This is a genomic window from Streptomyces sp. NPDC048142 (assembly GCF_043202835.1).
Taxonomy (GTDB): Bacteria; Actinomycetota; Actinomycetes; order Streptomycetales; family Streptomycetaceae; genus Streptomyces.
This window is the reverse complement of sequence record NZ_JBIDBC010000018.1, coordinates 91,596-114,229: the sequence shown is the minus strand read 5'-3', so window position 1 is coordinate 114,229 and position 22,634 is coordinate 91,596. Positions and strand designations below refer to the sequence as shown.

General features: G+C 72.5%; 17 protein-coding genes and 2 pseudogenes. 3 read left to right on the top strand and 16 right to left on the bottom strand.

Annotation, left to right across the window (positions count from 1 at the left end; all coding sequences use genetic code 11):
- Positions 1-160: 160 nt before the first annotated feature.
- Positions 161-913 carry an HAD family hydrolase gene (locus tag ACGF2Y_RS22640; protein WP_392950408.1) on the top strand — a complete coding sequence of 251 codons (753 nt, stop codon included), beginning with the start codon at positions 161-163 and terminating at the stop codon, positions 911-913.
- A 111-nt stretch (positions 914-1,024) separates the two neighbouring features.
- On the opposite strand, the gene ACGF2Y_RS22635 is transcribed toward ACGF2Y_RS22640, so the two are convergent.
- From ACGF2Y_RS22635 to ACGF2Y_RS22605, 7 genes and pseudogenes are all read right to left on the bottom strand, one after another.
- On the bottom strand, positions 1,025-2,509 hold the full coding sequence (locus tag ACGF2Y_RS22635; RefSeq protein ID WP_392950304.1) for a peptidoglycan D,D-transpeptidase FtsI family protein: 1,485 nt from the start codon (positions 2,507-2,509) through the stop codon (positions 1,025-1,027).
- Positions 2,510-2,750: 241 nt separating this feature from the next.
- Complete coding sequence (locus ACGF2Y_RS22630) at positions 2,751-3,476, bottom strand: isocitrate lyase/phosphoenolpyruvate mutase family protein (protein WP_392950302.1); 726 nt, start codon at positions 3,474-3,476, stop codon at positions 2,751-2,753.
- Positions 3,477-3,479: 3 nt separating this feature from the next.
- Positions 3,480-4,757: a 3-deoxy-7-phosphoheptulonate synthase gene (locus tag ACGF2Y_RS22625; RefSeq protein WP_392950299.1), complete on the bottom strand. Its 1,278-nt coding sequence runs from the start codon at positions 4,755-4,757 to the stop codon at positions 3,480-3,482.
- Entirely contained in the window at positions 4,754-5,038 is a 285-nt protein-coding gene (locus ACGF2Y_RS22620) for a hypothetical protein (RefSeq protein WP_392950405.1), read from the bottom strand. Before ACGF2Y_RS22620 ends, ACGF2Y_RS22625 begins: the two co-directional genes overlap by 4 nt.
- Before the next feature lie 228 nt (positions 5,039-5,266).
- Positions 5,267-6,100: pseudogene (locus tag ACGF2Y_RS22615) on the bottom strand (lyase family protein); the annotation flags it as partial.
- A 309-nt stretch (positions 6,101-6,409) separates the two neighbouring features.
- Positions 6,410-8,323: pseudogene (locus ACGF2Y_RS22610) on the bottom strand (FAD/NAD(P)-binding protein); the annotation flags it as partial.
- Positions 8,324-8,690: 367 nt separating this feature from the next.
- Complete coding sequence (locus ACGF2Y_RS22605) at positions 8,691-8,831, bottom strand: hypothetical protein (protein ID WP_392950296.1); 141 nt, start codon at positions 8,829-8,831, stop codon at positions 8,691-8,693.
- Positions 8,832-9,163: 332 nt separating this feature from the next.
- Between ACGF2Y_RS22605 and ACGF2Y_RS22600 the strand changes: the two genes are divergently transcribed.
- Together ACGF2Y_RS22600 and ACGF2Y_RS22595 are read left to right on the top strand one after the other, a co-directional pair.
- Positions 9,164-10,075 carry a LuxR family transcriptional regulator gene (locus ACGF2Y_RS22600; RefSeq protein ID WP_392950294.1) on the top strand — a complete coding sequence of 304 codons (912 nt, stop codon included), beginning with the start codon at positions 9,164-9,166 and terminating at the stop codon, positions 10,073-10,075.
- 81 nt (positions 10,076-10,156) lie between these two features.
- A complete protein-coding gene (locus tag ACGF2Y_RS22595) occupies positions 10,157-11,293 on the top strand; it encodes a histidinol-phosphate transaminase (RefSeq protein WP_392950291.1) in 1,137 nt (378 codons plus the stop codon).
- An 87-nt stretch (positions 11,294-11,380) separates the two neighbouring features.
- Here ACGF2Y_RS22595 and ACGF2Y_RS22590 read toward each other — a convergent pair whose 3' ends face one another.
- From ACGF2Y_RS22590 to ACGF2Y_RS22550, 9 genes are all read right to left on the bottom strand, one after another.
- Complete coding sequence (locus ACGF2Y_RS22590; RefSeq protein WP_392950289.1) at positions 11,381-12,058, bottom strand: TRM11 family SAM-dependent methyltransferase; 678 nt, start codon at positions 12,056-12,058, stop codon at positions 11,381-11,383.
- Between the two features lie 121 nt (positions 12,059-12,179).
- A complete protein-coding gene (locus ACGF2Y_RS22585; RefSeq protein WP_392950286.1) occupies positions 12,180-13,400 on the bottom strand; it encodes an MFS transporter in 1,221 nt (406 codons plus the stop codon).
- 26 nt (positions 13,401-13,426) lie between these two features.
- Positions 13,427-14,695: an acetyl-CoA carboxylase biotin carboxylase subunit family protein gene (locus ACGF2Y_RS22580; RefSeq protein ID WP_392950283.1), complete on the bottom strand. Its 1,269-nt coding sequence runs from the start codon at positions 14,693-14,695 to the stop codon at positions 13,427-13,429.
- Positions 14,692-15,990, bottom strand: coding sequence for an ATP-grasp domain-containing protein (locus ACGF2Y_RS22575; RefSeq protein WP_392950281.1), 1,299 nt, complete (start codon positions 15,988-15,990; stop codon positions 14,692-14,694). The genes ACGF2Y_RS22580 and ACGF2Y_RS22575 overlap by 4 nt, the downstream gene beginning before the upstream one ends.
- Entirely contained in the window at positions 15,987-16,586 is a 600-nt protein-coding gene (gene epsC / locus ACGF2Y_RS22570; RefSeq protein WP_392950279.1) for a serine O-acetyltransferase EpsC, read from the bottom strand. The genes ACGF2Y_RS22575 and epsC overlap by 4 nt, the downstream gene beginning before the upstream one ends.
- Entirely contained in the window at positions 16,583-17,536 is a 954-nt protein-coding gene (locus ACGF2Y_RS22565) for a PLP-dependent cysteine synthase family protein (protein WP_392950276.1), read from the bottom strand. Before ACGF2Y_RS22565 ends, epsC begins: the two co-directional genes overlap by 4 nt.
- Positions 17,537-17,550: 14 nt before the next feature.
- The gene (locus tag ACGF2Y_RS22560; protein WP_392950274.1) at positions 17,551-18,753 is read right to left on the bottom strand and encodes an ATP-grasp domain-containing protein; all 1,203 of its coding nucleotides are present in this window, start codon (positions 18,751-18,753) and stop codon (positions 17,551-17,553) included.
- Positions 18,750-19,991: an MFS transporter gene (locus ACGF2Y_RS22555; RefSeq protein ID WP_392950271.1), complete on the bottom strand. Its 1,242-nt coding sequence runs from the start codon at positions 19,989-19,991 to the stop codon at positions 18,750-18,752. Before ACGF2Y_RS22555 ends, ACGF2Y_RS22560 begins: the two co-directional genes overlap by 4 nt.
- Positions 19,991-22,606, bottom strand: coding sequence for an ATP-grasp domain-containing protein (locus tag ACGF2Y_RS22550; protein ID WP_392950268.1), 2,616 nt, complete (start codon positions 22,604-22,606; stop codon positions 19,991-19,993). The genes ACGF2Y_RS22555 and ACGF2Y_RS22550 overlap by 1 nt, the downstream gene beginning before the upstream one ends.
- Positions 22,607-22,634 lie beyond the last annotated feature (28 nt).

The window sequence follows — 22,634 nt, the reverse complement described above, 5'->3', positions numbered from 1 at the left end:
AACCGAGCATACGAGCGGGGTTCGTGCGCCGGACCAGGGCCTGGGGCCGGAATTCGCCCGCTGCGACGTGGCCGTGGTCACTCCGTGGTCACTCGTGCGGGCCGACTCACCCGGATGAGACCCCGCCGACGATGTCCTCACGCCTAATGTCGGCACGGTGATGGAAACGATCGTCCTCGGCATCGGCGAAACCCTCGTACGCGACGACCGGCGCTGGGCGTCCTGGGCCAACTGGCTCGGCGTACCGCCGCACACGCTCGGCGCGCTGGTGGGCGCGGCCGTCGCCCAGGGCCGCGAGGCCACGGACGCGCTGCGGATCCTGCGGCCCGACATGGACATCGAGGAGGCCTACCGCGCGCGGGCCGCCGCCGGACGCGGAGAGCACCTCGACGAGTCCGACCTCTACCAGGACGTCCGGCCCGCGCTGGGCGAACTGCGGGCCGCGGGCATCCGGGTCGTGGTGGCGGGCAACGGCACGGTCCGGGCCGGGGAGCTGCTGCGGGCGCTGGACCTGCCCGCCGACCTGGTGGTCACCTCGGACGAGTGGGGCGTACGGAAGCCGGACCCGGAGTTCTTCGCGCGGGTGGCCGAGGTGGCGGACGCGGCCCCGGAGGCGACGCTGTACGTCGGCGACCACCCGGCCGACGACCTGTTCCCGGCCGCGGCGGCGGGGATGCGGACGGCGCATCTGCGGCGGGGGCCGTACGGGCACTGGTGGGCGGAGCACCCGGACGTGGTGGAGAGGGCGGACTTCCGTATCGACGCGCTGACGGATCTGGCGGGACTCACGGGACTGACGGGCCCCGCCGGGCCGGGCCGGCCGGTGGGGGTGGCTGCGTCGGACGTATCGGACGCACCGCCGGACGAGGGGCCGAAGGTGGTGCGGCGGGGTGCACTGAGGTCGGTGCGGTGAGCGCGACCGGACCTGCCCAGCGTTCGAGGGCGGGAGCGTCCACCTGGGCGGGGGTTCCGCCCTCGAACGCCTGACGGGCCGGGTCGGCGCGGCCGGACCGCCGGACGGACCCTAGTTCCCCAGCACCGCCTGCATCACGCTCTTCGCGATCGGGGCGCCCAGCCGGCCGCCTGAGATGTCGGAGCGGGAGATGTCCATGTCCGTCGGGTCGATGAACACGGCGACGGCGACCGAGCGGCCGTCGTCCTTCTTGCCGTAGCTCACGAACCAGCCGTACGGGACCTCGTCGCGGACGTCCACGCCGCGCTGGGCGGTGCCCGTCTTGCCGCCGACCGTGACACCGTCGATCAGGGCGCGCTGGGCGCTGCCCTCCTTCGCGGTGTGCTCCATCATCTCCTGGACCTTCTTCGCCGTCCCGGGCGAGACGGCCTGGCTCATCTCCATCGGCTCGTTCTTCTCCAGCGTGGAGAGGTCCGGGCCGCGCAGTTCGTCGACGATGTAGGGCTGCATCAGCTTGCCGTCGTTGGCGAGGGCCGCCGTGACCATCGCCATCTGCATCGGGGTGCTGGTGAGGCTGCCCTGACCCATGCCGGTGAGGGCCGTGCCGGGCTTGTCGAGCTTCGGCGGGTAGAGGCTCCTCGTGGCGAGCATGTCGCCGAACTCCTCCGCGTACACGTCCTCGTTGAAGCCGAACTTCTCCGCCGTCTCCCGCATCCGGTCCTCACCGAGCTCGGACGCGGCGTCCAGGAAGACGTTGTTGCAGGAGTACTGCATGGCGGTCTTCATCGACGCCTTGTCGCAGACCGCGTCACCCGCCTCGCTGCCGATCTTGTTGGTGGAGAGCGGCAGCGGGTAGGGCGAGACCGCGTCCGTACGGGCGTCCACGTCGGTGACCACGCCGTGCTCCAGCGCCGCAGCGGCCGTGAGGATCTTGAAGGTGGAGCCGGGCGGGTACGTCTCGCGCAGCGGGCGGTTGGCCAGCGGCTTGCCCTTCTTCTTCTCCAGCGCCGTGAAGCGGTCGCTCTCCTTGAACGTGATGCCGGCGAAGACCTCGGGGTTGTACGAGGGTGTGGAGACCAGCGACAGCACCTTGCCGGTCCGCGGGTCCAGGGCGACCACCGCGCCCCGGGCGCCCAGGTCCGTCAGACCCTTGTAGGCCGCCTTCTGCGCCTTGGCGTCGATCGTGGTGATCACATCGCCGCCGCGCCGGGGCTGCCCCATCAGGACGTCCTTGGCGTGCCGGAAGGCGAAGCGGTCGTCCTGGCCGCTGAGCACGCTGTCGTAGGTCCGCTCCAGCAGCGAGGTGCCCCGGGACTGAGAGGCGTACCCGGTGACGGGCGCGTACATCGGACCGTCCTTGTAGGTCCGGCGGAACGCGTAGTCCCGGCTCTCGGTCTCCTTCGACCCGGTGATCGCCTTGCCGCCGACGATGATGTCGCCTCGCGGGGTGGAGAACCGTTCGAACCGCACCCGGGCGTTGTTCTCGTGCTGGGCCAGCTCCTGGCGGTCGACGTGCTGGAGCCAGTTCGCCCGCAGCAGCAGGGCCAGCACCAGCAGCCCGCAGAAGATGGCTATGTGCCGCAACGGCCTGTTCATTCCACTCCCCACCCGGGCGGGCTCCGGTCCGCGCGGCGAGGCGCCTGCCGACCGGGCCCGCGTATGCGATCCCCGGTGAGTAAGGATGCCCTGTGGGCGTGCCCGGTTGCACCGGCCCGGTTCCACGGGCCCGGGGCATACCCGCCTCGGGGCCGCTCTCAGCGGGCGGCCGCGTTGCCGCGTGCCGCCCCGGTCACCGTCCTGCCGTGTTCACGCGGTCACCGTCCGACCACGTCCGGTGTCACCGTTCGATCATGTCCAGCGCCGCGTCCACGGCGCGATGGTACAGGGCGCCGCCGAAGGTGACGCGGGCCGCCCCCAGCGTGCCGAGCTCCTTCGGGGGCGGCCCGCCCGGCAGCCAGAGAGCGTTCACCGGCCGGGGGACGCAGACCACGATGTCGGGCAGGATCTCCGCCGGAGCCAGGATCGGGAAGATCACATCGGCACCGGCCTCGATGTAGAGACGGGCCCGGCGAACCGCTGACTCCACGGACTTGTCCCCGTACAGGAACGTGTCGATGCGGGCGTTGAGAACGATCCGGTCGCCCGCGGCCACACTGATCTCGGCGAGCCAGTTCGCGTGTTCCTGCGCGTCCTTGACCTCACCGGTCAGCGGGTCGGAGTCCTCCAGGTTGCAGCCGACGGCTCCCGCTTCCAGCAGCCGCTCGACGATCTCCTGCGGGGCCAGTCCGTAGCCGTTCTCGATGTCCGCGGTCACCGGGACGTCGACCGACCGCGCGATACGTGCGATCGCGGCGAACATCTCGTCGGGCGGGGTGTCGCCCCCGTCCTCGTACCCCAGCGAAGCGGCGACCGCGGCGCTGGACGTCGCGAGGGCGGGGAACCCCGCCCCCGCGCAGGCGCGCGCGCTGCCCGCGTCCCACACGTTGGGGATGACCAGCGGATCGTCGAGGTCCGTTCGGTCGTGCATGGCCAGGAACGATCGGGCGGCCTTCAAGGCGTCCATGGGTTACCTCCTGCTGGGTGGTTGGTTCGCGTGCAGTCCCGCCACGACCCGCGCCAGGTCCAGGGACTGGCTCCGGTTCAGCCGTGGATCGCACGCGGTCTCGTAGCGGCTGGGGACATCTTCCGGGGTGACCGGCCGCGTACCGCCCAAGCACTCGGTGACGGGCTCGCCCGTCATCTCCACGTGGAGCCCTCCCGGATGGGTACCGAGTCCGGCATGCACCTCGAAGAAGCCCCGGACCTCGTCCACGATCCGGTCGAGGTCCCGCGTCTTGTAGCCGCTCGGCATGACGAAGGTGTTGCCGTGCATCGGGTCGCACATCCATACCACCTGGGCGCCCGCCGCCTCCACCTTGGAGACCAGTTCGGGGAGCCGGTCGCGTACGGCGTCCGCGCCCATGCGGGAGATGAACGTCAGCCGGCCCGGCGTGCGGTCCGGATCGAGCTGGTCGACGATCGTCAGCGCCTCGTCGGCGGTGGTGGTGGGGCCGAGCTTCACCGCCACCGGATTACGGATGCCCGCGACGAAATCGAGGTGTGCGCCGTCCAGTTGGCGGGTGCGCTCGCCGACCCACACCAGATGGGCGGAAAGGTTGTAGACGCCCGACGGGGTCGCCCGGGTCAGCGCCCTCTCGTACTCCAGCACCAGCGCCTCGTGGCTGGTCCAGAACTCGCCGTCCTGGCGCGCCGCGAGGGCGCGCAGCAGATTGAGCGTGGTCGCCGAGACACGGTACCCGAGGTGCAGGCGCCGGGCGTCCGGGGTGCGGGACCGGGGAGTGAAGGCCAGACCGTTGACCAGGTCGCCCCGGTAGGCGGGCAGGGTCTCCCCGCTCCGGGTCTCCTGCGGGCTGGAGCGGGGTTTGGCGTACTGGCCCGCGATCCGGCCCAGTCGCACCACGGGCAGCCGCGCGCCCTCGGCGATCAGGTCCCGCATCTCGGCCAGCGTGCCGAAGGTGCCGCGTACGTGCTCCTCGGTCACCCCGTCGAACGTCTCGGCGCAGTCGCCGCCCTGGAGCAGCACGGCCTCGCCGCGTGCCACGGCGGCAAGCCGGTCTGTCAGCCGGTCGCACTCCTCGGCGAGCACCAGGCCGGGCAGGGCGGCGAGTTCCTCGGTGACGGCACGCAGCACGGCCCGGTCGGGCCAGTCGGGCTGCTGCGCGGCCGGCCGCGGCCGTGGGGTGACCCCGGCCTCACCGGGTACGGGTCCGGGTCCGGCGGGTTCGGCCTCACCGGGTTCGGGTGCGGCGGGTCCGGGTACGGCGGTGCTGATGATCTCGGTCACGCGGTCCTGCCTCTACGCAGCGATCGGTCGACGAGTGGACCCGCCACACCGGTGTACCGGGCGGGGTCGAGCAGGTCTGCCAGGTCGTCCGCACCGAAGACGCCGTCCAGCTCGGGGAGTTGTGCCAGCACGGCGCCGAGGGCGAGTCCGTCCCGGTCGGCGCGGGCGGAGGCCCGGGTCAGCAGTTGCTTGGCGGCCGCCTTGCCCAGCGTCGGAGCGAGGACGGCGGCGATCCGCTCGGAGACGATCCGGCTGCCGGTGAGGCCAAGGTTGGTCCGCATCCGCTCCGGACTGACCTGAAGGCCCTCCGACAGCTCGACCGCGGTATGGGCCGCTCCTCCGGTCAGCCGCAGGCACTCGCGCAGCGGAAGCCATTCGGCGTGCCACGCCCCGGCGGAACGTTCGTCCTCGGTGGTCAGACTCTGGGTCAGCACCGTGGCCAGCGCCGGCACCTGGAGTGCGGCGGACCGGATCAGGGTGGTCAGGACGGGGTTGCGCTTGTGCGGCATCGCGGACGAGGCACCCCGCCCGGCCGGGCCCGGCTCGGTGACCTCGGCGATCTCGGTACGGGCGAGTACCTGCACGTCGAGGGCGATCTTGCCGAGCGCCGCCGCGGTGTGCGCGAGTGCGGCACCGAGGTCGGCGAGGGGGGTGCGCAGGGAGTGCCAGGGCAGTACGGGGGCGGTGAGGCCGGTCTCCCGGGCGTAGGCGGCGGTGAGCCGGTCGGCGTAGGCGCCGCGGGTCACGCTGTCGGGCGCGGTGGTTGCGGACGCGGTGTCTTCTGGGGCCGTGCCGTCGGGGGCCGTGCCGTCGGCCGCCGCAGGTCCGCCGCCGATCGTGGCGTACTCCAGGTAGCCCGCGAGCGTGCCGGCCGCGCCGCCCAAGGAGACCGGCAGGCCGTCCCGGACCCGGGTCAGCCGGGCCGCGGAGTCGAGGACGAGGTGTCGCCAGCCGGCGGCCTTGAGTCCGAACGTGGTGGGTACGGCGTGCAGGGCGAGGGTGCGCCCGGCCTGCGCCGTGTCCCGGTGCTCCGCCGCGAGCAGCGCGCAGGCGTCGGCCGTGCGGTGCAGGTCGGCGATGATGCCCTTCAGGGCCCGGGAGGCCACCAGCATCGCACCGGTGTCGAAGATGTCCTGGCTGGTGGAGCCGCGGTGGACGTACTCGGCGGCCTCGGGGTCCGTGGCCGCGACCACCTCGGTGAGGGCGGCGACCAGGGCCACGACGGGGTTGGCCGACTCACGGGAGGCGACGGCGAGGGCGCGGATGTCGAGCCGGTCGGCCCGCGCGGCGGCGGTGATCGCGGTGGCGGCGGCGGCCGGCAGGGTGCCGAGCCCGGCCTGGGCGCGGGCGAGCGCCGCCTCGGCGTCGAGCATGGCCTGGAGCCAGGCCCGGTCGCTGGTCGCGGCTTCGACGGGGGTGCCGGCCCGGACGGGCGAGAGCAGGCCGGAGTCGACCGGCGCCGCGGCCTCCGCGGCCGCTTCCCGGGGCTGGGGCGGAGGTTGGGGCTGGGGTTGGATCGGGGGCTGGGGCTGGGCCTGTCCCTGAGACCGGGCCTCGGCCTGGGGCTGAGCCTGGGGCTGGGGTTGGGCCTGAGACCGAGCCTGGGCCTGGGCCTGAGACCCGGCCTCCGCCTCTCCATGGCCCTCGCGTACGGGCGGCAGCGCAAGGACGGCCGCAGCGATGGCGTCGGAGTCCTCCAGCGTCACCGAGCCGACGCCCGGCCGGATTCCGGCGGCGGTGACCCAGTGCACGGACTCGGTGGGCACCCCGTAGGCGAAACGCCGGGGATGCGGGCGGCCCTCGGCGTCCAGCAGTCGGTAGGGCCGCTCGGTCACCGCGAGCCCGCCGGTCGTGTAGTGGGTGCCGCACTCACCGGCTATGCGGTACGGGGCCGCCTGCCCGGTGTCGAGCAGGCCGCGCAGGAGCGGGTCCGCGGTGCGGGCCAGGTCGGGCTCGGGCAGCCGGGCCTCGATGAGCGCCGTGGCCCGCAGGACGGTCCCGGGGAACTCCGAGGGCACGACGGTGAATGCCGCCCCGTCCTCGTCCTCCACGGTCTCGACACGCATCCCGGGCCCGGTCGGCACGACGATGCCGGCCTCGATGAGCGCGATCAGCTCCTCGATGCGGGAGGCGGGCGGGCCGATCGACAGGTACGCGTTGAGCGGCGTGTACCAGCCCAGGAGTTCGTCGCGGTGCGAGTTGCCTTCGAGGCCGCCGTGGTCCACGGCGAGCCGGATCTCGTTGCGGAGGTCCCGCAGCACGTCGAGCGCGGCCTTGACCGGCCCGGAGACATTGCCGAGGCGGGCGTGGGCCACGTCGGCGCGCAGGTAGTCCAGGAGCCAGTCGCGGTAGTCGGCGTGGTCCGTGAACGTCCGGGTGGCGTACGGCCGTTCCACCCGCTCCCAGGACCACCGGTCGGCAGGGTCGATGCCGGCGCCGGACAGGAGCCGCTCCTCCTCGGGGCCGGGCTCGGCGAACAGGTAGCGGTCGGCGAAGGCGGCCCCGTCCTCACCGCGTGCGGTGAGGAGCGCCGCGTAGTAGACGCTCGCCACTTCCTTGGAGATCAGCGGCCACAGGTCGGCGCCGAAGTACACCCGGTCGCCGTCGCGGGCCCGCCCGCGCAGCGCGAGCACCCGCTCGGCGGTCAGCAGCCGCGGGAAGTACCGGCCGTGCGCGCCCTTCTCGTTCTCGCCGCGGGCGTGGTACGGGATGCCGCGCCGGGAACCGGCGTACAGCAGCGGCTCCTCACCGGACGGCCGGTACACCAGCCGGTCCCCGTCGCGGACGAAGGAGCCGCCGCGGCCGAGCGTGAACAGGGCCATGTAGTCGAAGAAGTTGAGCCCCATCCCCCGCATCACGACGGGCCGGCCGGGCCGGATGGCGCCGAGGTCGACGTCCGCCGGGTTGGCGGGGGGCAGGTAGGTCAGCGCGTGGCCGGCCGCGAAGCGGGCCAGTTCGGCCTCGGCGCGGGTCGGCAGGGCGGCCACATGGCCCTGGGCGAGCACCACCGCGTCCAGCCCGGTCAGCCGGGTGCCGTCGGCGAGCAGAACCTCCTGCGCGCCCCGGGCGTCCGGCTCCCCGTGGAGGGCGACGGCGCGCGAGGTGTGCACCCGGACGGTGACATGGGCGGGTGCGGTGGCGACCAGGTGCTGGAAGACCCATTCCAGGTAGCGGCCGTAGAAGGCGCGGGTCGGATACGTGTCGGGGCCCAGGGCGCGGGCCTCGGCCAGGGCGGTGCCGTCCGGTCCGCCGGACAGCACCTCGCTCCCGGACAGCAGGCGCTGGGCCCACTCGTAGAGACTCGGCCCCTCCTCGATCGGGCCCGCCATGGTCACGCTGGCGTCGGTGAAGACGGTGACCTGGGAGGCGACGGTGTTCATCAGCAGGTGCCGGGACTGCCCGGTACGCCAGACCGCTCCGGCGCCGGGCGCCTCGGGGTCGACGACATGGACGGTCAGCCGTTCGCATGACGGTGACTTCCGCTCCTGGGCGCACAGCCGCTCCAGTACGGACACACCGCGGGGCCCGGCCCCGACGATGGAGAGTTCCACAGCTCTGGTGTTCACGTATCGATCTCCGCGTGACGTGGGACGGATGTACGGACAGGACCCGAACGGCGCGGGCGGATGCGCGGCACCCGCCAGGGACGGCACCCTCCAGGACGGCACCCGCCAAGGGCTCTCCCGCTGCCCGCTGTTCCTCGGATCAGCGGGACAGCCCCTGGCGTCGGACGCGGTGCGTCGCAAGCGGAGGGACGCTCACCCAGGGAATGCGCGCGAACGTTCCGGCACCCCTGCGAGGTGCCGTAGCTGTCGTCGCGCGCCCGCCGGGGACGACGGGAAAGCCCTTACGGGGAGGTACGCGAACGTTCCGGCACCCCTGCGAGGCGCCGTAGCGTTCGTCGCGCGCCCGCAAGGAAGCGCGGGACCGCCCTCAGGGCTGGATCACGTTCCACCCGATGTCGCCGGTGGCTGACGCGTGAACCGCTTTCCCTTCGATACCACCGGCATCGGCCGCCACGACGATGAAGCCGCCGACGGCCAAGGTGATTGCCGCAATGAGTGCTCCGTGCACCCATCGCACAGATATCGACCGAACCAACATGAAATCCCCCCCGGGACATAGGTTTGCTCTTCATTCCGCTCAGCCGACCGCGCCATAGTCGGCGCGGGCGGAGAGTGAACGCTGCGTGAATTGCCGAAACGGAACACTGGATACCGCTTGATGCCGCTTGATGGCGACCGGCGACGAAGCGGGCGCAGCGAGGGACTACATCCGAGAATGTCTCTTTCCAGCCAGGCTGCCGCAGTCGTACGATCCCCGCATCAAGCCTGACACCCCTGGAGTGTCGAGGCGGGATCACGGATACTTCGGGTCAGTGCAATGCCATGAAACGGGGGATTCAAATGGGACCAAAGGGCACCACAAGAGGACTGCCGGACGTCGTCTCCGAGGCTGCGGGGCACCTCGTCCGCGCATCCGGCGACGAGTCCGGCGCCGCGTTGACATCCAGCCATGGGAAAACGATGCTGCGTCTCGCCGAGACACTCACCGAACTCTCCCGCGCTCTCACGTCCACGGCCCTGTCCGGCCCCCCGCCGGCCTGGCAGCTCCCGCCGCCCGGGGCGCACGCCGATCCCGGGTTCACCTACGTCCGCGGACTGCCGGAGATCGGCGCGGCGATCCAGGGTGTCGTGGACGGGGCGAGGAAGGAGATCCTCACGGCTCAGCCGGACGGGCCGCGCCCCAGTGCCGTCCTGGACAAGGCACTGGACGGCGTACGCAGGCAGATCGACGGGGGGGTGTCCATGCGCACTCTCTACCAGCACAGCACCCGGTTCGACGAGCCGACCAAGGAGTACGTGCGGACGGTCGCCGGATACGGCGGGCAGGTCAGGACGCTCGCGGAGTTCTTCGACCGCCTGATCGTCGTCGACCAGCGCACGGCCTTCATCCCCGCCAGCGCCGACCGCACCGTGGTGGTGGTCGTCACGGAGCCCGCCGTCGTGAGGTTCCTGACCGATATGTTCGAGCGGGCCTGGGACCGGGCCGAGCCCTACCCCTTCCTTCCGGTCCGGGCCGCCGACGCCGCCACGGAAGTAATTCCCGATATGCGGGAGGCCATATGCAAATTGCTCATAGAGGGGCGCTCCGACCGGGAGATCGCCCGCCGCCTGGGGCTCAGCCTGCGGACACTGCAGTCCCATATCGCACGGCTCAAGGACTCCTACTCCGCACAGCACAGACTCCAGCTCGGCTACCTGATGGCACGTGCCGAGATAACCGGAACACCCGTCGCGACCAGCCCTCCTCTCTGACCGGCGCCACCGGGGCCCGCCGCCCGCACGAAGCCGCGGCGCTTTGACGGGAGAATCTTGCGGGCCGCACAGACGACTCGTATGATTGCCGCAGCGACGCCCCCGAGATGTCAACTCCTCGGATGCAGGCGCGCATTCCTCATACCCACGCATACACCGAAGCGCGCGGAACCGGATTCCGGTTCCGCGCCCTTCGGTGTCGGAAGGTGTCGCGTGCTGCCCTTTTCCCTGTCGGCCAATGAGAACCCCTTTCCGCCCCTGCCCTCGGTCCGGGAACTGGTCCGGAAGGAGAGCGGCCGGATCAACCGCTACCCCGACCGCTTCGTCACCGAGCTGACCGGCGCGCTGTCCGAGCGCCTCTCGGTACCCGCCGCCCACCTCGCCGTCGGTGCCGGTTCGGTGGGGGTCACCGCCCACCTCCTGCACTCCGTCCTGGGCGAGGCGGGCGGTGAAGTCGTGTACGCCTGGCCCTCGTTCGAGGCGTACCCGCACCTCACGCAGCTGTACGGGGGCACCGCCGTGCAGGTGCCGCTCCGGTCGGGACACCGGCACGACCTGGACGCGATGGCCCGCGCGGTGTCCGACCGGACCCGGCTGGTGATCGTCTGCAACCCCAACAACCCCACGAGCACCGTCGTCGACCGCGCGGAGCTGGAGCACTTCCTGGACCGGCTCCCCGAGCATGTGCTCGTCGTCCTGGACGAGGCCTACCAGGAGTTCGTCCGTGACGCGCAGGCCGCCCCGGACGGCATCTCGCTCTACCGGGACCGCCCCCGGCTGATCGTGCTGCGCACCTTCTCCAAGGCGTACGGCCTGGCCGGCCTGCGGGTCGGTTTCGCGGTCTGCCACGAGCCGGTCGCGGCCCGCATCCGGAAGTCGTCCGTTCCCTTCGGCGTCAGCGCCCTGGCGCAGAGCGCGGCCGTGGCCTCGCTCGCCGCCGAGGCGGAACTTCTGGAGAGGGTGGAGGAGCTGGTCAAGGAGCGCGACCGCGTGCAGGACGGGCTGCGCGCGGCCGGGCTCTCCGTCCCGCCTTCGCAGGCCAACTTCGTGTGGCTGCCGCTGGGCGCGGACACCGAGGACTTCGCAGAAGCCTGCGCGGCGGCGGGGGTGGGGGTCCGGGCCTTCCCCGGCGAGGGGGCCCGGGTCACCATCGGCGAGCCCGAGGCCAACGACATCGTGCTGGACGTCGCCGCCCGCTTCGCCGGCTCCCGGGCCTGACACACCACTCCTGGCGGAACCTCGGTCACCTCGGGCACCTCGGACAGCGGCCCCGGCCCCTCGGCCGGGGCCGGGGCCGGTCCGTTGCTACGGAGTGGGCTTCACGGCCATCAGCAGGTACTCGTGCGACCGGTTCGACAGCATCGGATCGTCGCCGCCCACCTTCCGCTCGTAGAGGTGGACGCGCTCGTCACCGAGCGTCAGATGACGGCCCAGCACCCGCGAGGCGTCCCAGGCCAGCGGCACGAAGGTGCCCGCCACCCGGCGGTTCTGGACGGCGATCACCGCGTACGCACCCGGCCGCATCACCTCGGCGATGGCGGCGAAGGTCTCGTCGAGTGCGCTCAGGTAGTCGTCGTAGTCGCGCAGGGCGTACATCTGGCCCGTCCCGGCGGCCTCGACGTCCAAGTCGGTGCCGAAGTAGGGGAGATCACACAGCACCAGGTCCACCGAGCCGCTGTCCAGCGGCGGCTTGCGGGCGTCCCCGCAGAGCATCCGCTGCCCGGGGAAGGACTCGACCCGCCGGCGGGCCTCCTCGGCGCGGGACTCGTTGATCTCCAGCCCGACCCCCCGCCGGCCCTCGGCCGCGCACGCCACCAGCGTCGTCCCCCATCCGGCGAACGGGTCGAAGACCAGGTCGCCGGGGGCGCTCAGCTCGGCGATCAGCGGGCGCAACTGGCTGACCAGACCGCTCTGCCCGGCCGCATCGGCCAGGGCGTACTCCGGGTCCTCGTCCCCCAGGACCAGCCAACTGGAAACTCCCATCGGGCTCACGCAACCTTTCCGTGCCTATCGCCGCCACCGGTTGCCCACCGGGCGGCCTTCGAGGTGAACACATCTGCGGGGGCCGCCCGTCGAGGACCGGCCCGCCGGTGAACCCTGCGGTTCAGGACTCCACCGGGGACCGTTCCCCGGTCGGCTCGGCCTTCGGCCGCGGATCCACCGCAGCCTCCGGCAGGTGCCGTTCCAGGCGGAGCACGCCCAGCGCGGACACGGCAACACCGGCCGCCAGGAGCAGCCACATGCCGATCGCGGACACGGCCATCAGGGCGGTCAGGACCGCCGGGGCGAGGGCGATCGGGACCGCCCAGGAGAGTTGGTAGACCGCCAGATGACGACCGCGGGTCGCCTCCGGTGCCGTGTGCGCCACCAGGGCCGACGCGGTGGCTCCGTGGAGCAGTTCCCCCGCGGTGAAGACCATGGTGGCGGCGAAGACGCCGACGATCACGGCGGTCCCGGTGGGGAAGGCGCCGAGCACCGCGAAGGCGGCGAAGGAGACGGCGAAGACCGCCCCGCCCAGCGCCACGGCCCGGGTCCTGCGGTACCCGCCCAGTCTCCGGGTGACCGGGATCTGCAGGAGCGCGATGCCCACCGTGTTCACCGCGTACAGAACGCCCACCAGGGACTTCGACGCGCCCAGTTCCTGGGTGAGGTAGACCGGGAGGCTCACCGAAAGCACCATGTACCCGAAGGCGGTCGGCACGTTCAGCAGGGACAGGGCCATGAACGGGCGGTTGCGCGCCACCAGCCGGTAGCCGCCCTTGCGGGTGATCCGGGCACCAGCCGGCGGGGCCGCCCGGTCGGTGGGGATCGTCCGGATGAGCGCGGCGGCCACCAGATAGCCGACGGCCACGGAGAGGACGATCAGGTAGTACGCGGAGTCGCTGCGCAGCGCCAGCGCCGCACCCGCGAGGAGTCCGCCCACGCCCATGCCGGCGTTGCGCAGGCTGCGCTGTGCGGCGAGCAGCTTGTCCCGGTCGGTGCCGTGGGCGATCTCGGCCACGAAGGACTGGATGGCCGGCGGGAAGGACATGTCCCCCAGCCCGACCAGCAGAACCGCCGCGAACATGACCGTCGCGTTGTCCACGAACGGGTAGACGCAGAACCCGGCGGCGCGCACCACGTACCCGCCGATGACGACGGTACGGGCGCCGAACCGGTCGATGAGCATCCCGGCGGCCGGGTTGCTCACCAGGGCGACCACCGCGGCGGAGGTCATGATGACGCCGACCTGGGTGATCGGCAGCCCGGTGACGTGGTGGAAGTACAGCAGCGACAGCGGGAGGTACATGCCGCTGCCGGTGGCGTCGACCACCATCCCGACCATGTACCTGACGTGACTCGAAGGCTTCCTCACGGGGCACCCACGATGTCCGTCCCGGCCTGCACGCGGGCGCCGAGTTCACGCAGTCTGCGCTCGCACTCGACCCGGGTGGGCGCCGAGACCACCGCCGCGGTCAGGAAGTCCGCCGACCCCGAGGCGGGGGCGATCACCTGTCCCGGCTCGGCGAAGAGCCAGAAGCCCTCCACCCAGGAGTCCTCGGGCACCGCGGGCAGCGAGCGCACGAGGCCGGGCCGCTTCATCGTGAGCACCTGGCCGGACATGCACCGCGGCCGCAGCGGCGGCCCGTCGCCCGCGCCGTCCTCGTACCCGGGAAGCGGCAGGCCCGCTTCCGCGCGGGTCACGTACTCGGCGAGGTGGATGCCGAACAGCGTCAGGAACACCTCCCGGATCTTCGCGCCGCCGGACCGGCAGGCGATCTCGCACAGGACGAGCCGCCCGTCCGGGGTGTGGAAGACCTCCGCGTGGAACGCGTGGTCGCGCAGCCGGGAGTCCTGCGGCTTCAACGCCGCCAGGACCGTGTCCGTCAGCGCCAGCAGCCGGGGGGTGAGCGGGTCGTCGGTGTCGAGCGTCACGTCGACGCGCGGTCCGGGATCGGCCGCGAACGAGGACAGGTCGTACTGGTACTGCGAGGGCCAGGCCGCCACGACCCGGCCGCCGACCACCAGCCCGTCGATGTGGCACATCCGGCCCGGGACGAACGCCTCCAGCAGCACGTCCTCGCGCGGCGGCCCCGAGAACTCCTCCCGGACGCAGCCCGCGAGTTCGTCCTCGTCCCCGAGAATGCGCAGTCCTACGGAGTTGAACCCGGCCCGCTCCTTGAACACCAGCGGGAACCCGTGCCGGCCGGCGAAGTCATGGACGTCCCCCGCGGTGCGCGCCACGATGTGCGGGGCGACCTCCAGGCCGGCCCGCAGCGCGCGCTCCTTCATCAGGGCCTTGTCCCGGAACGGCCGGACGTCCGCGGTCCAGGCCCCCTCCAGGCCGAGGCGTTCGCGGAGTTCGGCGGCGCGCACCACATCCGCCTCGTGCAGGGCGACGACGTGGGTGGTGCCGTACTTCCCGGCCAGTGCCAGCGCCCGGGTCATGACGGCCGCGTCGTCGAAGTCGTCGAATATCTCCAGGTGGGTGTAGCCGAGGTCGCCCTCCGGCACGTCCTCGCCGGACAGCTCGATCTTGTCGCGGGCCGCCAGGACGACCACGTCGCCGGTGCGGCCGGCGAGCCAGTCCCGGTAGGGGAACGGCCCGAACGGGTTGCGGTGCAGAATGAGGACGCTCATGCCGACTCCACCGTCCGCTCCGTCACCCGCGCCACCTCGGCCAGGCCCGGCCGGCCGTCATCGCCCAGCACCCGCACCCTGATCGTGTCGGAGATGACCTCCGCCCCCCGCCGTACGGCCGCGGCCGTGTCGGGGCCCGCCACCGCCACCAGGCCGAGCCGGTCCCAGTTGTCCCGGACGGGACGGACGGTGTCACCGGGCCGGGCACTGATCCGTACGTCGATCACCCCGTCCTGGCGCAGCGCCTCCGCCACGCCGTCGACCGACTCCACCCGTCCGGGCTCCCCCACCAGGACCCGCACACTGGCCCCGGCCCGCGCCACCGGCCGGTCGGGCAGTTCGTCGGCCAGCCCGAACGGCCACCCGAGGGCGAGGGTCGTCAGGTCGATGCCGTACGCGCTGCTGACGAGGTCCGGAATGGCGTCGCCCGCGATCCGGTTGTGGCTCTCGATCACCCGGGGGCCCTTCTCGCCGATCCGTATCTCGGTGTGGGAGACGCCGTCCCGGTAGCCGATCAGGTCGAGGAAGCGGCTCACGCTCTCCCGTACCGTCTCCTGCGTGTCCTCACGCAGCCGGGCGGGCACCGCGTGGCCCAGTTCGGCGCAGTGGGCGGGGTCGGTGAACTTCTCGGTGATCGCCACGACGACATGGCGGCCCGCGAAACTGAAGGACTCCACGCTGTACTCGGGTCCGTCCAGGTACTCCTCCATGAGGAAGTCCTTCAGGACGAAGAGCGTCGTGACCCGGTCGGTCCGGGTGCCGGAGAGCTTGCGCACCTCGTCCCACACCCGGTCGATGTCCGCGGGACCCTCGACCCGGCGCACCCCGATGCTCGCGGTGGCGTCGGTCGGCTTGACGATGAACGGGTAGCCGTGGCGGCCGCCGAACAGGGCCAGGTCCTCGTGGTCGCGCAGCGGCGCCGAGCGGACCGCATCGGGTTCCAGGGCGGCGAAGTGACGGCGCATCACTCCCTTGTCGCGGAATCTCAGGGCGACTTCGTGTCCGGTGCCGCCGAGGCCGAACAGGTCGTTGACCGAAGCGGCCCCTTCGAGGCCCGGCTCGGTGAGGGAGAGCGCGGCGGCGAAGCCGGGCGCCTCGTGCAGTTCGCGGGCGACGGGCTCCACCAGGTCCCAGCGCGTGTAGTCCACGATCCGCACGAGATCGGCCAGCCGCTCCTGCTCCGGGGTGATCTTGGTGGGGTGCTGGAGCAGCAGGACGTGCAGGCCGAGCGCCTTGGCCTTGGTGACGGTCTCGTCGGTGGCGCCGACGAGCAACAGGGTCCGTTCGGGGTTCATCGGTCCGTTCCATTCTCGGGAAGGGGTGCAGGGGGGTGGGTGGCGGTGGCGGTCCGGGCTCCCGAGACCCGTACGCGTGCGCCTTTGGGCACGTCGTCCAGAACCAGCGACAGCGCGCCGATCAGGGCGTCGTCGCCGATGGTGATCGGCCCCAGCAGCGTGGCCCCGGCGCCCACCGTCACGCCGTTGCCGAGCCGGGGATGACGCCTGCCGGTGCCCGCCGGGTCCCGCTCGCGGTCCTGCCACCAGCCGGTGGAGCCGAGCGTGACCTGGTGGAACAGTGATACGTCGTCGCCGATGACGGCCGTCTCCCCGATCACCACGCCACAGCCGTGATCGATGAAGAAGCGGCGTCCGATCTGCGCGCCCGGGTGGATCTCGATACCGCCGGTGAGCACCCTGGTCACCAGGCAGACCAGCCGCGCGGAACGGTAATGGCGGTGCCGGTAGAGGTAGTTGCCCGTACGGTGCCCGACGAGCGCCATCGGGGTGGGATGCAGCAGCGCCTCGCTCCGGGAGCGGATCGAGGGATCACGGGCGACGACGACGTCCAGCGTCTCGCGCGCCCGGCGGCGCAGTCCTCGCGCGCTGCTCATCCGGCCGGCTCGGCCTCGGTCGGCCACCAACTGAGGTACCGCTCACCGGTGTCGGGGAAGACCGTCACGACGGTGGCGCCCGACAGGTCGTGGCGGCGGGCCAGTTCGGCGCAGCCGTACGCCGCCGCGCCCGAGGAGACGCCGACGAGGAGACCGCTGGTGGCGGCGATGGCACGGGTGGCGGCAGCGGCGTCCTTGTCGGAGACCATGATGACCTCGTCGATGAGGCTGGTGTCGGTGACCGGGCTGATGAAGCCGCCGTTGAGGCCGGGGATGCGGTGCGGGCCCGGCGGGCCTCCCGACAGCAGCGCCGAGCCCTCCGGCTCGACGGCGACGACCTTGAGGTCCGGATTGCGCTCGCGCAGGAAGCGGGCGATGCCGGTGAGGGTGCCGCCGGTGCCCACGGTGCACACCAGGTGGTCGACACGGCCGCCGGTGTCCCGCCAGATCTCGGGTCCGGTGGACTCGTAGTGGGCCCGCACGTTGTCGGGGTTCTCGTGCTGCCGTGCGTACCAGGACCCCGGTGTCCCCGCGTGCAGCTGCGCCGCACGCTCCACACACCCGGCGAAGCCGAGGGCGTGGTCGGTGAACTCGACCTCGGCGCCCAGCATCCGCAGGGTCAGGACACGCTCGGTGGAGGCGTTGTCGGGCAGCACGATCCGGCACGGGTAGCCGCGTGCGGCGGCCAGCGAGGCGAGCGCGATCCCCGTGTTGCCCGACGTCGACTCGATGACGGTCGCGCCGGGCCGCAGCGCACCGGATTCCTCGGCGGCCCGCATCATGAACAGCGCGACCCGGTCCTTGATGCTGGAGAGCGGGTTGGCCGCCTCCAGCTTCGCCAGTACGTCGGTGTCGGCGGGCAGTCCGTCGAGGCGCAGCTTCAGGAGCGGGGTGTCACCGATGAGGTCCGCCGCCGACCGGGCGACGCCGACGGCCGATGAGTTCGCCACGTTTTCCTCCGAAATCAGTTCTGCGCGACATGGATCAGCAGGGCGTCACGCACATGCGACAGGGCCTTCTCGCGCTCTTCCGGCGAGGAGGCGTTGATCAGGACGTGGCCCATCCGCTGGGACGAGGAGGTCAGCGGCAGCACGGTGTCGCCGACCCCCTTGCGCAGCCGGACCCGTACGACGTCCGGGTGTCCGAGCACCTCCGGGACCCCGGTGATCTCCGTGATCGTGCCGGGCGGGGCCGTCGGGAAGACGGTGGCGGACCAGGACGCCGGGCGGCTGTTCAGCACTCCGTCCAGGGGCATCCCCAGGGACAGCCGGAGTACGGCCTCGTACAGGTCGAAGCCGTACGCCAGACCGATCGCGTCCGGCAGGTAGTCGCCGGGCGTGCGCACCGCGATCTCGATCAGCACCGGGCCGCGCGCACCCACCTTGAACTCCAGGTGGACCAGGCCCGTGCGCATCCCGATCGCGTCGAGCACGGACCTGGTGAGGGAGGCGACCCGGTCCGCGAGCTCCGGCTCGAAGACATGGCCGACGCGGTGGCACAGCTCCACGAAGTACGGCGGGGCGGTGGTCTCCTTCGCGGTGACGTTCTCGAAGAGCACCTCGCCGTCCCGGACCAGCGCCTCCCAGCTGTACTCCGGTCCCTCGACGGCCTCTTCGACGAGCACCGCGCCCGCGCCGGAGCGGCGCGCGATGACATCCTCGACCGCCGCCTCGGTACGGACCAGCTCGACGCCCTCGCTGCCGGCCAGCGTCAGCGGCTTCACGACGACGGGCAGCCGTTCACGCATCCACGCGCGGGCCCGGTCGACGGAGGGGACCTGGAGATACTCCGGCTGCGGCACTCCGTACGCGCCGAACGTCGCCCGCTGCAACGCCTTGTTGCGGGAGATCACCGCCGCGTGGAGGGAGGGGCCGCGCAGACCCAGGCGGTCCTGGGCGAGCGCCGCCGAGATCACATGGGGCTCGGCGAAGGCCACCAGACCGTCCGGCCGCCGCTCGGCGACGGCCTCGGACACACCCCTGGCCCAGGATTCGTCCTGGCCGCCCTCGACGCGGTGGAAGCGCTCGGCGAGACCGGTCGGCCGGCTCTCCCAGGCGGCGGCCGACTCCACGGCGCTCACCCGCAGTCCGAGCCCGGCCGCCGCTTCGAGGTAGGGGCGGCCCATCGTGCCGATGCCGACGAGCAGCAGCTCCCTGGGGTCGTTCATGAGCTGAGTCCTTCTTCCACCAGGGGGGTGGCCCGCAGCGCGCGGGTCACGGGAGTGACCAGAACGGCGGCCAGGCCGAACACGACCGCGAGGCCCAGCCAGCCCGCCGGGCCCGCCGCGATCACCACGGAGGTGACGAGCGCGGGGCCGACGATGCGCTGGCCGGTGCCGCCCAGGCTGAAGACCGAGAGGTAGACGCCCTTGCGGTCCTCGGGGGCGTAGGCGTAGGAGAGCTCCCAGCCGCCCGTGGCCTGCCACATCTCGCCGAACGTCAGCAGCAGGCAGGCCACGACCAGGACCCCGGCCGCCGCCCACGCGGAGGCCGGCCCCTCGGCGGCCGCGAGCGCGACGCAGCACAGGACCATCGCGAGGCCGCCCAGACGCAGCGCGCGGGCCGCGCCGCCCACGGTCTCGGCCGCCCGCGCGATGGGGACCTGGAGCGCGATCGACATCAGGGTGTTGATCAGGATCAGGGCGGGCAGCAGTCCCGCCGGCATCGAGGTCGAGCCGATGGCCCAGAGCGGGATGCCCACCGCCAGGATCGTCACATGCAGGTTGAGCACGCCGTTCAGCCCGGTCAGCAGCAGATACCGCCAGTCCCGGAAGTCCTTGAGCGCCGCCAGCGGACCGACCTTGCGCTGGACCGCGTCGGCACCGCCGACGCGCAGCCGGGTGAGCATCAGCGCGGAGGCGACGAAGACGACGGCCGTGGTGAGGACGATGCTCCGGTAGGCCCAGATGCTGTCGGCCGCCAGCAGCGGCGCCGCGAGCAGCGCGCCCACGGAGAAGCCGACGTTGCGCACCGTACGGATGATCGCCATGGTGCGCGTGCGGTCGCTGCCGGCCACCGTCGCGGAGGCCACGGCCTGCGTCATCGGCTGGGTCGCGGCCTCCGCCGCGGCCAGGCAGCACGAGACGACCGTGAAGCCGACCGGACCGTGCACCAGGCACAGCGCGGCGAATCCGCCGGCCCGCCAGAGCTGGAGAACGATCAGGGTGCGCCGGGCGCCGAACCGGTCGGCCGCCGTACCGATCGGCACCGTCGTCAGGAAGCCGACGATGCCGGCGATGGCCAGTCCGGTGCCCACCTCGACGGGCGTCAGGCCCACCGAGCGGACGAAGAACACCGCGGAGGCGGCGAGGAACAGCCCGCTCCCGATCGCGTTGATCATGGAGATGACGGTGAAGGAGCGGCCCTCCGGCGTCGCGGGCACATAGTCCCGCCAGGTCACCCGCATCACCGGGACTCCCCCGTCCCCGGTTCCGTGGTGACGGCGATCAGCGCGGCGGCCCGCTCCGCGTTCCGTCCGGCCGCCGCGCCGTCCGCACCGGTGGCGATGACGAACCCGGCCCGCTCCCAGGAGCTGACGGTGGGCAGGACGGTCGCACCGGGGGCGACCGCGAGGTGGACGGCGTGCACCCCGTCGGCGGCTCGGGCCTCCGCCACGCCGGTGATCTCCCGGACCTGTCCGGGGGCCGCGGTGAGGAACCGTACGGCCGCGCCCTGCCGTGCGGGCACCGCCTCCACCTGGCCCCTGCCCTCCAGGACGTACAGCAGGTCGTCCAGGATGTCGGTGCCGTGGACGAGGTCGATCAGCACGGTGATGCCGCCGCCCGGGAGCCGGCCGGCGCACTCGACCAGATGCGGCCGGCCGTCCTGCACTATCCATTCCGAGTGCAGCACCCCGGAGCGGAAGTCCACGGCGCCGGCCAGCGTGACGAGCGCCCCGCGCAGCGCGTTGGCGGTCTCCTCGGGCAGGTCGGCGGGCACGGTGTGGCCCGTCTCGACGGGGTAGCGGGAATCCTGGACGGTCTTGGCGGTGATGTTGGTGAAGCCGACGACGCCCTCGTGCACCACGGCCTCGACGCTCACCTCCGGTCCGGACAGCAGCCGCTCCACCAGGAAGCGGTCGGTGCCCGGCTCCTTGGGGGCGCGCAGCGTCGGCTCGTCGGCGGTGACGCTGTGCGACCAGGCGGCGTTCACGTCGTCGTCCGGGCCGAGCAGCTGGACGCCCAGACCGGCCTGCCGGTTGGCCGGCTTCAGCACACACCGCCCGCCCTGGGCGGCCCGGAACGCGGCGACGTCCGAGGCGCTCCGGGCGACCTGCCAGGCGGGCTGGGCGATCGGGGCGCCGGTCAGGGCGGCCCGCAGCAGGCCCTTGTCCCGCAGGACCCCGGCGGCCTTGGGACCGGCTCCGGGCAGCCCCCACGCCTCGGCCAGCGCGGCGGCGGCCACCACCGCGTACTCCACGACGGGGACGACGGCCTTCACCCGTGGCGGCCGGGGCACGTGGGCGACGATCCGGTCGGGGCGCGACTCGTCCTGGCTGGGCGCGGCCAGCAGCGCGCCGACGCAGGCATGCCGGTCGGCGAGGTCCGCGAGGTCCCGGGCCGCGATGACCGCCGGCTCCTCCAGGACCAGCACCGAGTCCGCGGGCAGCCGCCCGTCGAGCTTGGCGAGCATCACCGGGCTGTAGCCGACCAGGACATGGGTGACGGTGTCCGGCGCCGTGGGGACGGTCTCGATGGTCAGCGCCCCGCGCACCCGCTCCTCCAGCGCGTCGAGCTCCTCGGCGGTCGGCGCGTCGATGAAGAACGAGACCGCCCGGTCCTCGGAGCTGCGCAGCGGGCCGAGCCGGGCGCCGCGGTCCTTGTGGACGAACACGGCCCGCAGCGTGGGCGGGTCGTCGTGCGCGCCCGGCTCGATACGCGGCCACAGTCCGCCGTCGCCGACCCAGGCGGGCTCGACGGCGAAGCCGTCCAGCACGACGTCCTTCAGGACACCGGGGACGTGCTCCGGATACACCTGACGGGCCACCCGGCGCGGGGCCGGATAGGCGGCGGGCTCGCCGAGGGCGGTCTTGAGGATCTCGGGTTCCAGCGGGGCGCCGGTGACCAGTTCGTACAGGACGCACAGTCCGTCCCCCGGCGTACGGGCGGCGACCTCCATGAGGTGGGCGCGCCCGGCGGAGTCGATGCGCCACTCGGCGTGCGCGATGCCGTCCCGGAACCCCAGGAGCTCCAGCATCCGCGCGTTCGCGTCCAGGAGCACCGCGTCGGCCTCGGGGCGGTCGCTGGGCACGGTGTGGGCCAGCTCGACGAAGGTGTGCGCGTGGGAGTCCGTGGTGTCCTTGCGGGTGGCGGAGGCGAAGACGACGGAGCCGTCCTGGACCAGGCTCTCCACCGAGTACTCCTGGCCGACGATCTTCTCCTCGATCAGCACGGTCTCGTACGGCGGGTAGGCGGCGAGCGCGGACCGCAGCTCGTCGGGGCCCCCGACGGTCACCACGCCCGAGCTGGAGTGGCGGCCCGCGGGCTTGACGACGGCCGGGTACGGCACGGTCCGCGCGTCGACGCCGTCGCTGTCCCCGCCCGCGACGACCAGCCAGGAAGGGCTGAACTCCGGCAGGTACCAGCGCTGGAGGTACTTGCTCCGGCAGGCACGGGTGGCGCGCAGCCCCGGGCTCGGCAGGCCGAGCGCGTCGGCCAGCAGCCCGGTCGGCTCGACCTGGGTCTCGCCCACCGCGTAGGCCCCGACGATGGTGTACGCCGCACGCCAGTGACGGCCCGCCGAGACGGCACCGGGCAGGTAGGAGTTCTCCCGGGCGACATCGCCGTCGACGAAGGCGATGTCGTCGATGGCGAAGGCGGGATGGGCCGGGTCCTTCATCGCCCGAAGGGCTTCCTCGCGCCAGGCGGACGGCGTGATCAGCAGGATTTTCAGGCCTCGGCGGGACAGCTCCGACAGGTACCGGGGCGCGCGGCACACCACGAGGAACGAGCCGGTGAGCAGGAACGCGTCCGGTCGTTCCGGGGAGGAGGCCGTCACCGCGGCTGAAGGCGTTGTGTTCATGTCGTCCTTGGTTTCCTCGTCGGTTCGC

Coding starts and splice junctions, on each gene's coding strand:
- ACGF2Y_RS22620 (WP_392950405.1), bottom strand. CDS start 5,038: ATGCGGACCAACCTTGGCCTCACCGGCAGCCGGATCGTCTCCGAGCGG.
- ACGF2Y_RS22560 (WP_392950274.1), bottom strand. CDS start 18,753: ATGAACGACCCCAGGGAGCTGCTGCTCGTCGGCATCGGCACGATGGGC.
- ACGF2Y_RS22635 (WP_392950304.1), bottom strand. CDS start 2,509: ATGAACAGGCCGTTGCGGCACATAGCCATCTTCTGCGGGCTGCTGGTG.
- epsC (WP_392950279.1), bottom strand. CDS start 16,586: ATGAGCAGCGCGCGAGGACTGCGCCGCCGGGCGCGCGAGACGCTGGAC.
- ACGF2Y_RS22590 (WP_392950289.1), bottom strand. CDS start 12,058: ATGGGAGTTTCCAGTTGGCTGGTCCTGGGGGACGAGGACCCGGAGTAC.
- ACGF2Y_RS22580 (WP_392950283.1), bottom strand. CDS start 14,695: ATGAGCGTCCTCATTCTGCACCGCAACCCGTTCGGGCCGTTCCCCTAC.
- ACGF2Y_RS22595 (WP_392950291.1), top strand. CDS start 10,157: ATGATTGCCGCAGCGACGCCCCCGAGATGTCAACTCCTCGGATGCAGG.
- ACGF2Y_RS22585 (WP_392950286.1), bottom strand. CDS start 13,400: ATGGTCGGGATGGTGGTCGACGCCACCGGCAGCGGCATGTACCTCCCG.
- ACGF2Y_RS22600 (WP_392950294.1), top strand. CDS start 9,164: ATGGGACCAAAGGGCACCACAAGAGGACTGCCGGACGTCGTCTCCGAG.
- ACGF2Y_RS22555 (WP_392950271.1), bottom strand. CDS start 19,991: ATGCGGGTGACCTGGCGGGACTATGTGCCCGCGACGCCGGAGGGCCGC.
- ACGF2Y_RS22640 (WP_392950408.1), top strand. CDS start 161: ATGGAAACGATCGTCCTCGGCATCGGCGAAACCCTCGTACGCGACGAC.
- ACGF2Y_RS22575 (WP_392950281.1), bottom strand. CDS start 15,990: ATGAACCCCGAACGGACCCTGTTGCTCGTCGGCGCCACCGACGAGACC.
- ACGF2Y_RS22550 (WP_392950268.1), bottom strand. CDS start 22,606: ATGAACACAACGCCTTCAGCCGCGGTGACGGCCTCCTCCCCGGAACGA.
- ACGF2Y_RS22630 (WP_392950302.1), bottom strand. CDS start 3,476: ATGGACGCCTTGAAGGCCGCCCGATCGTTCCTGGCCATGCACGACCGA.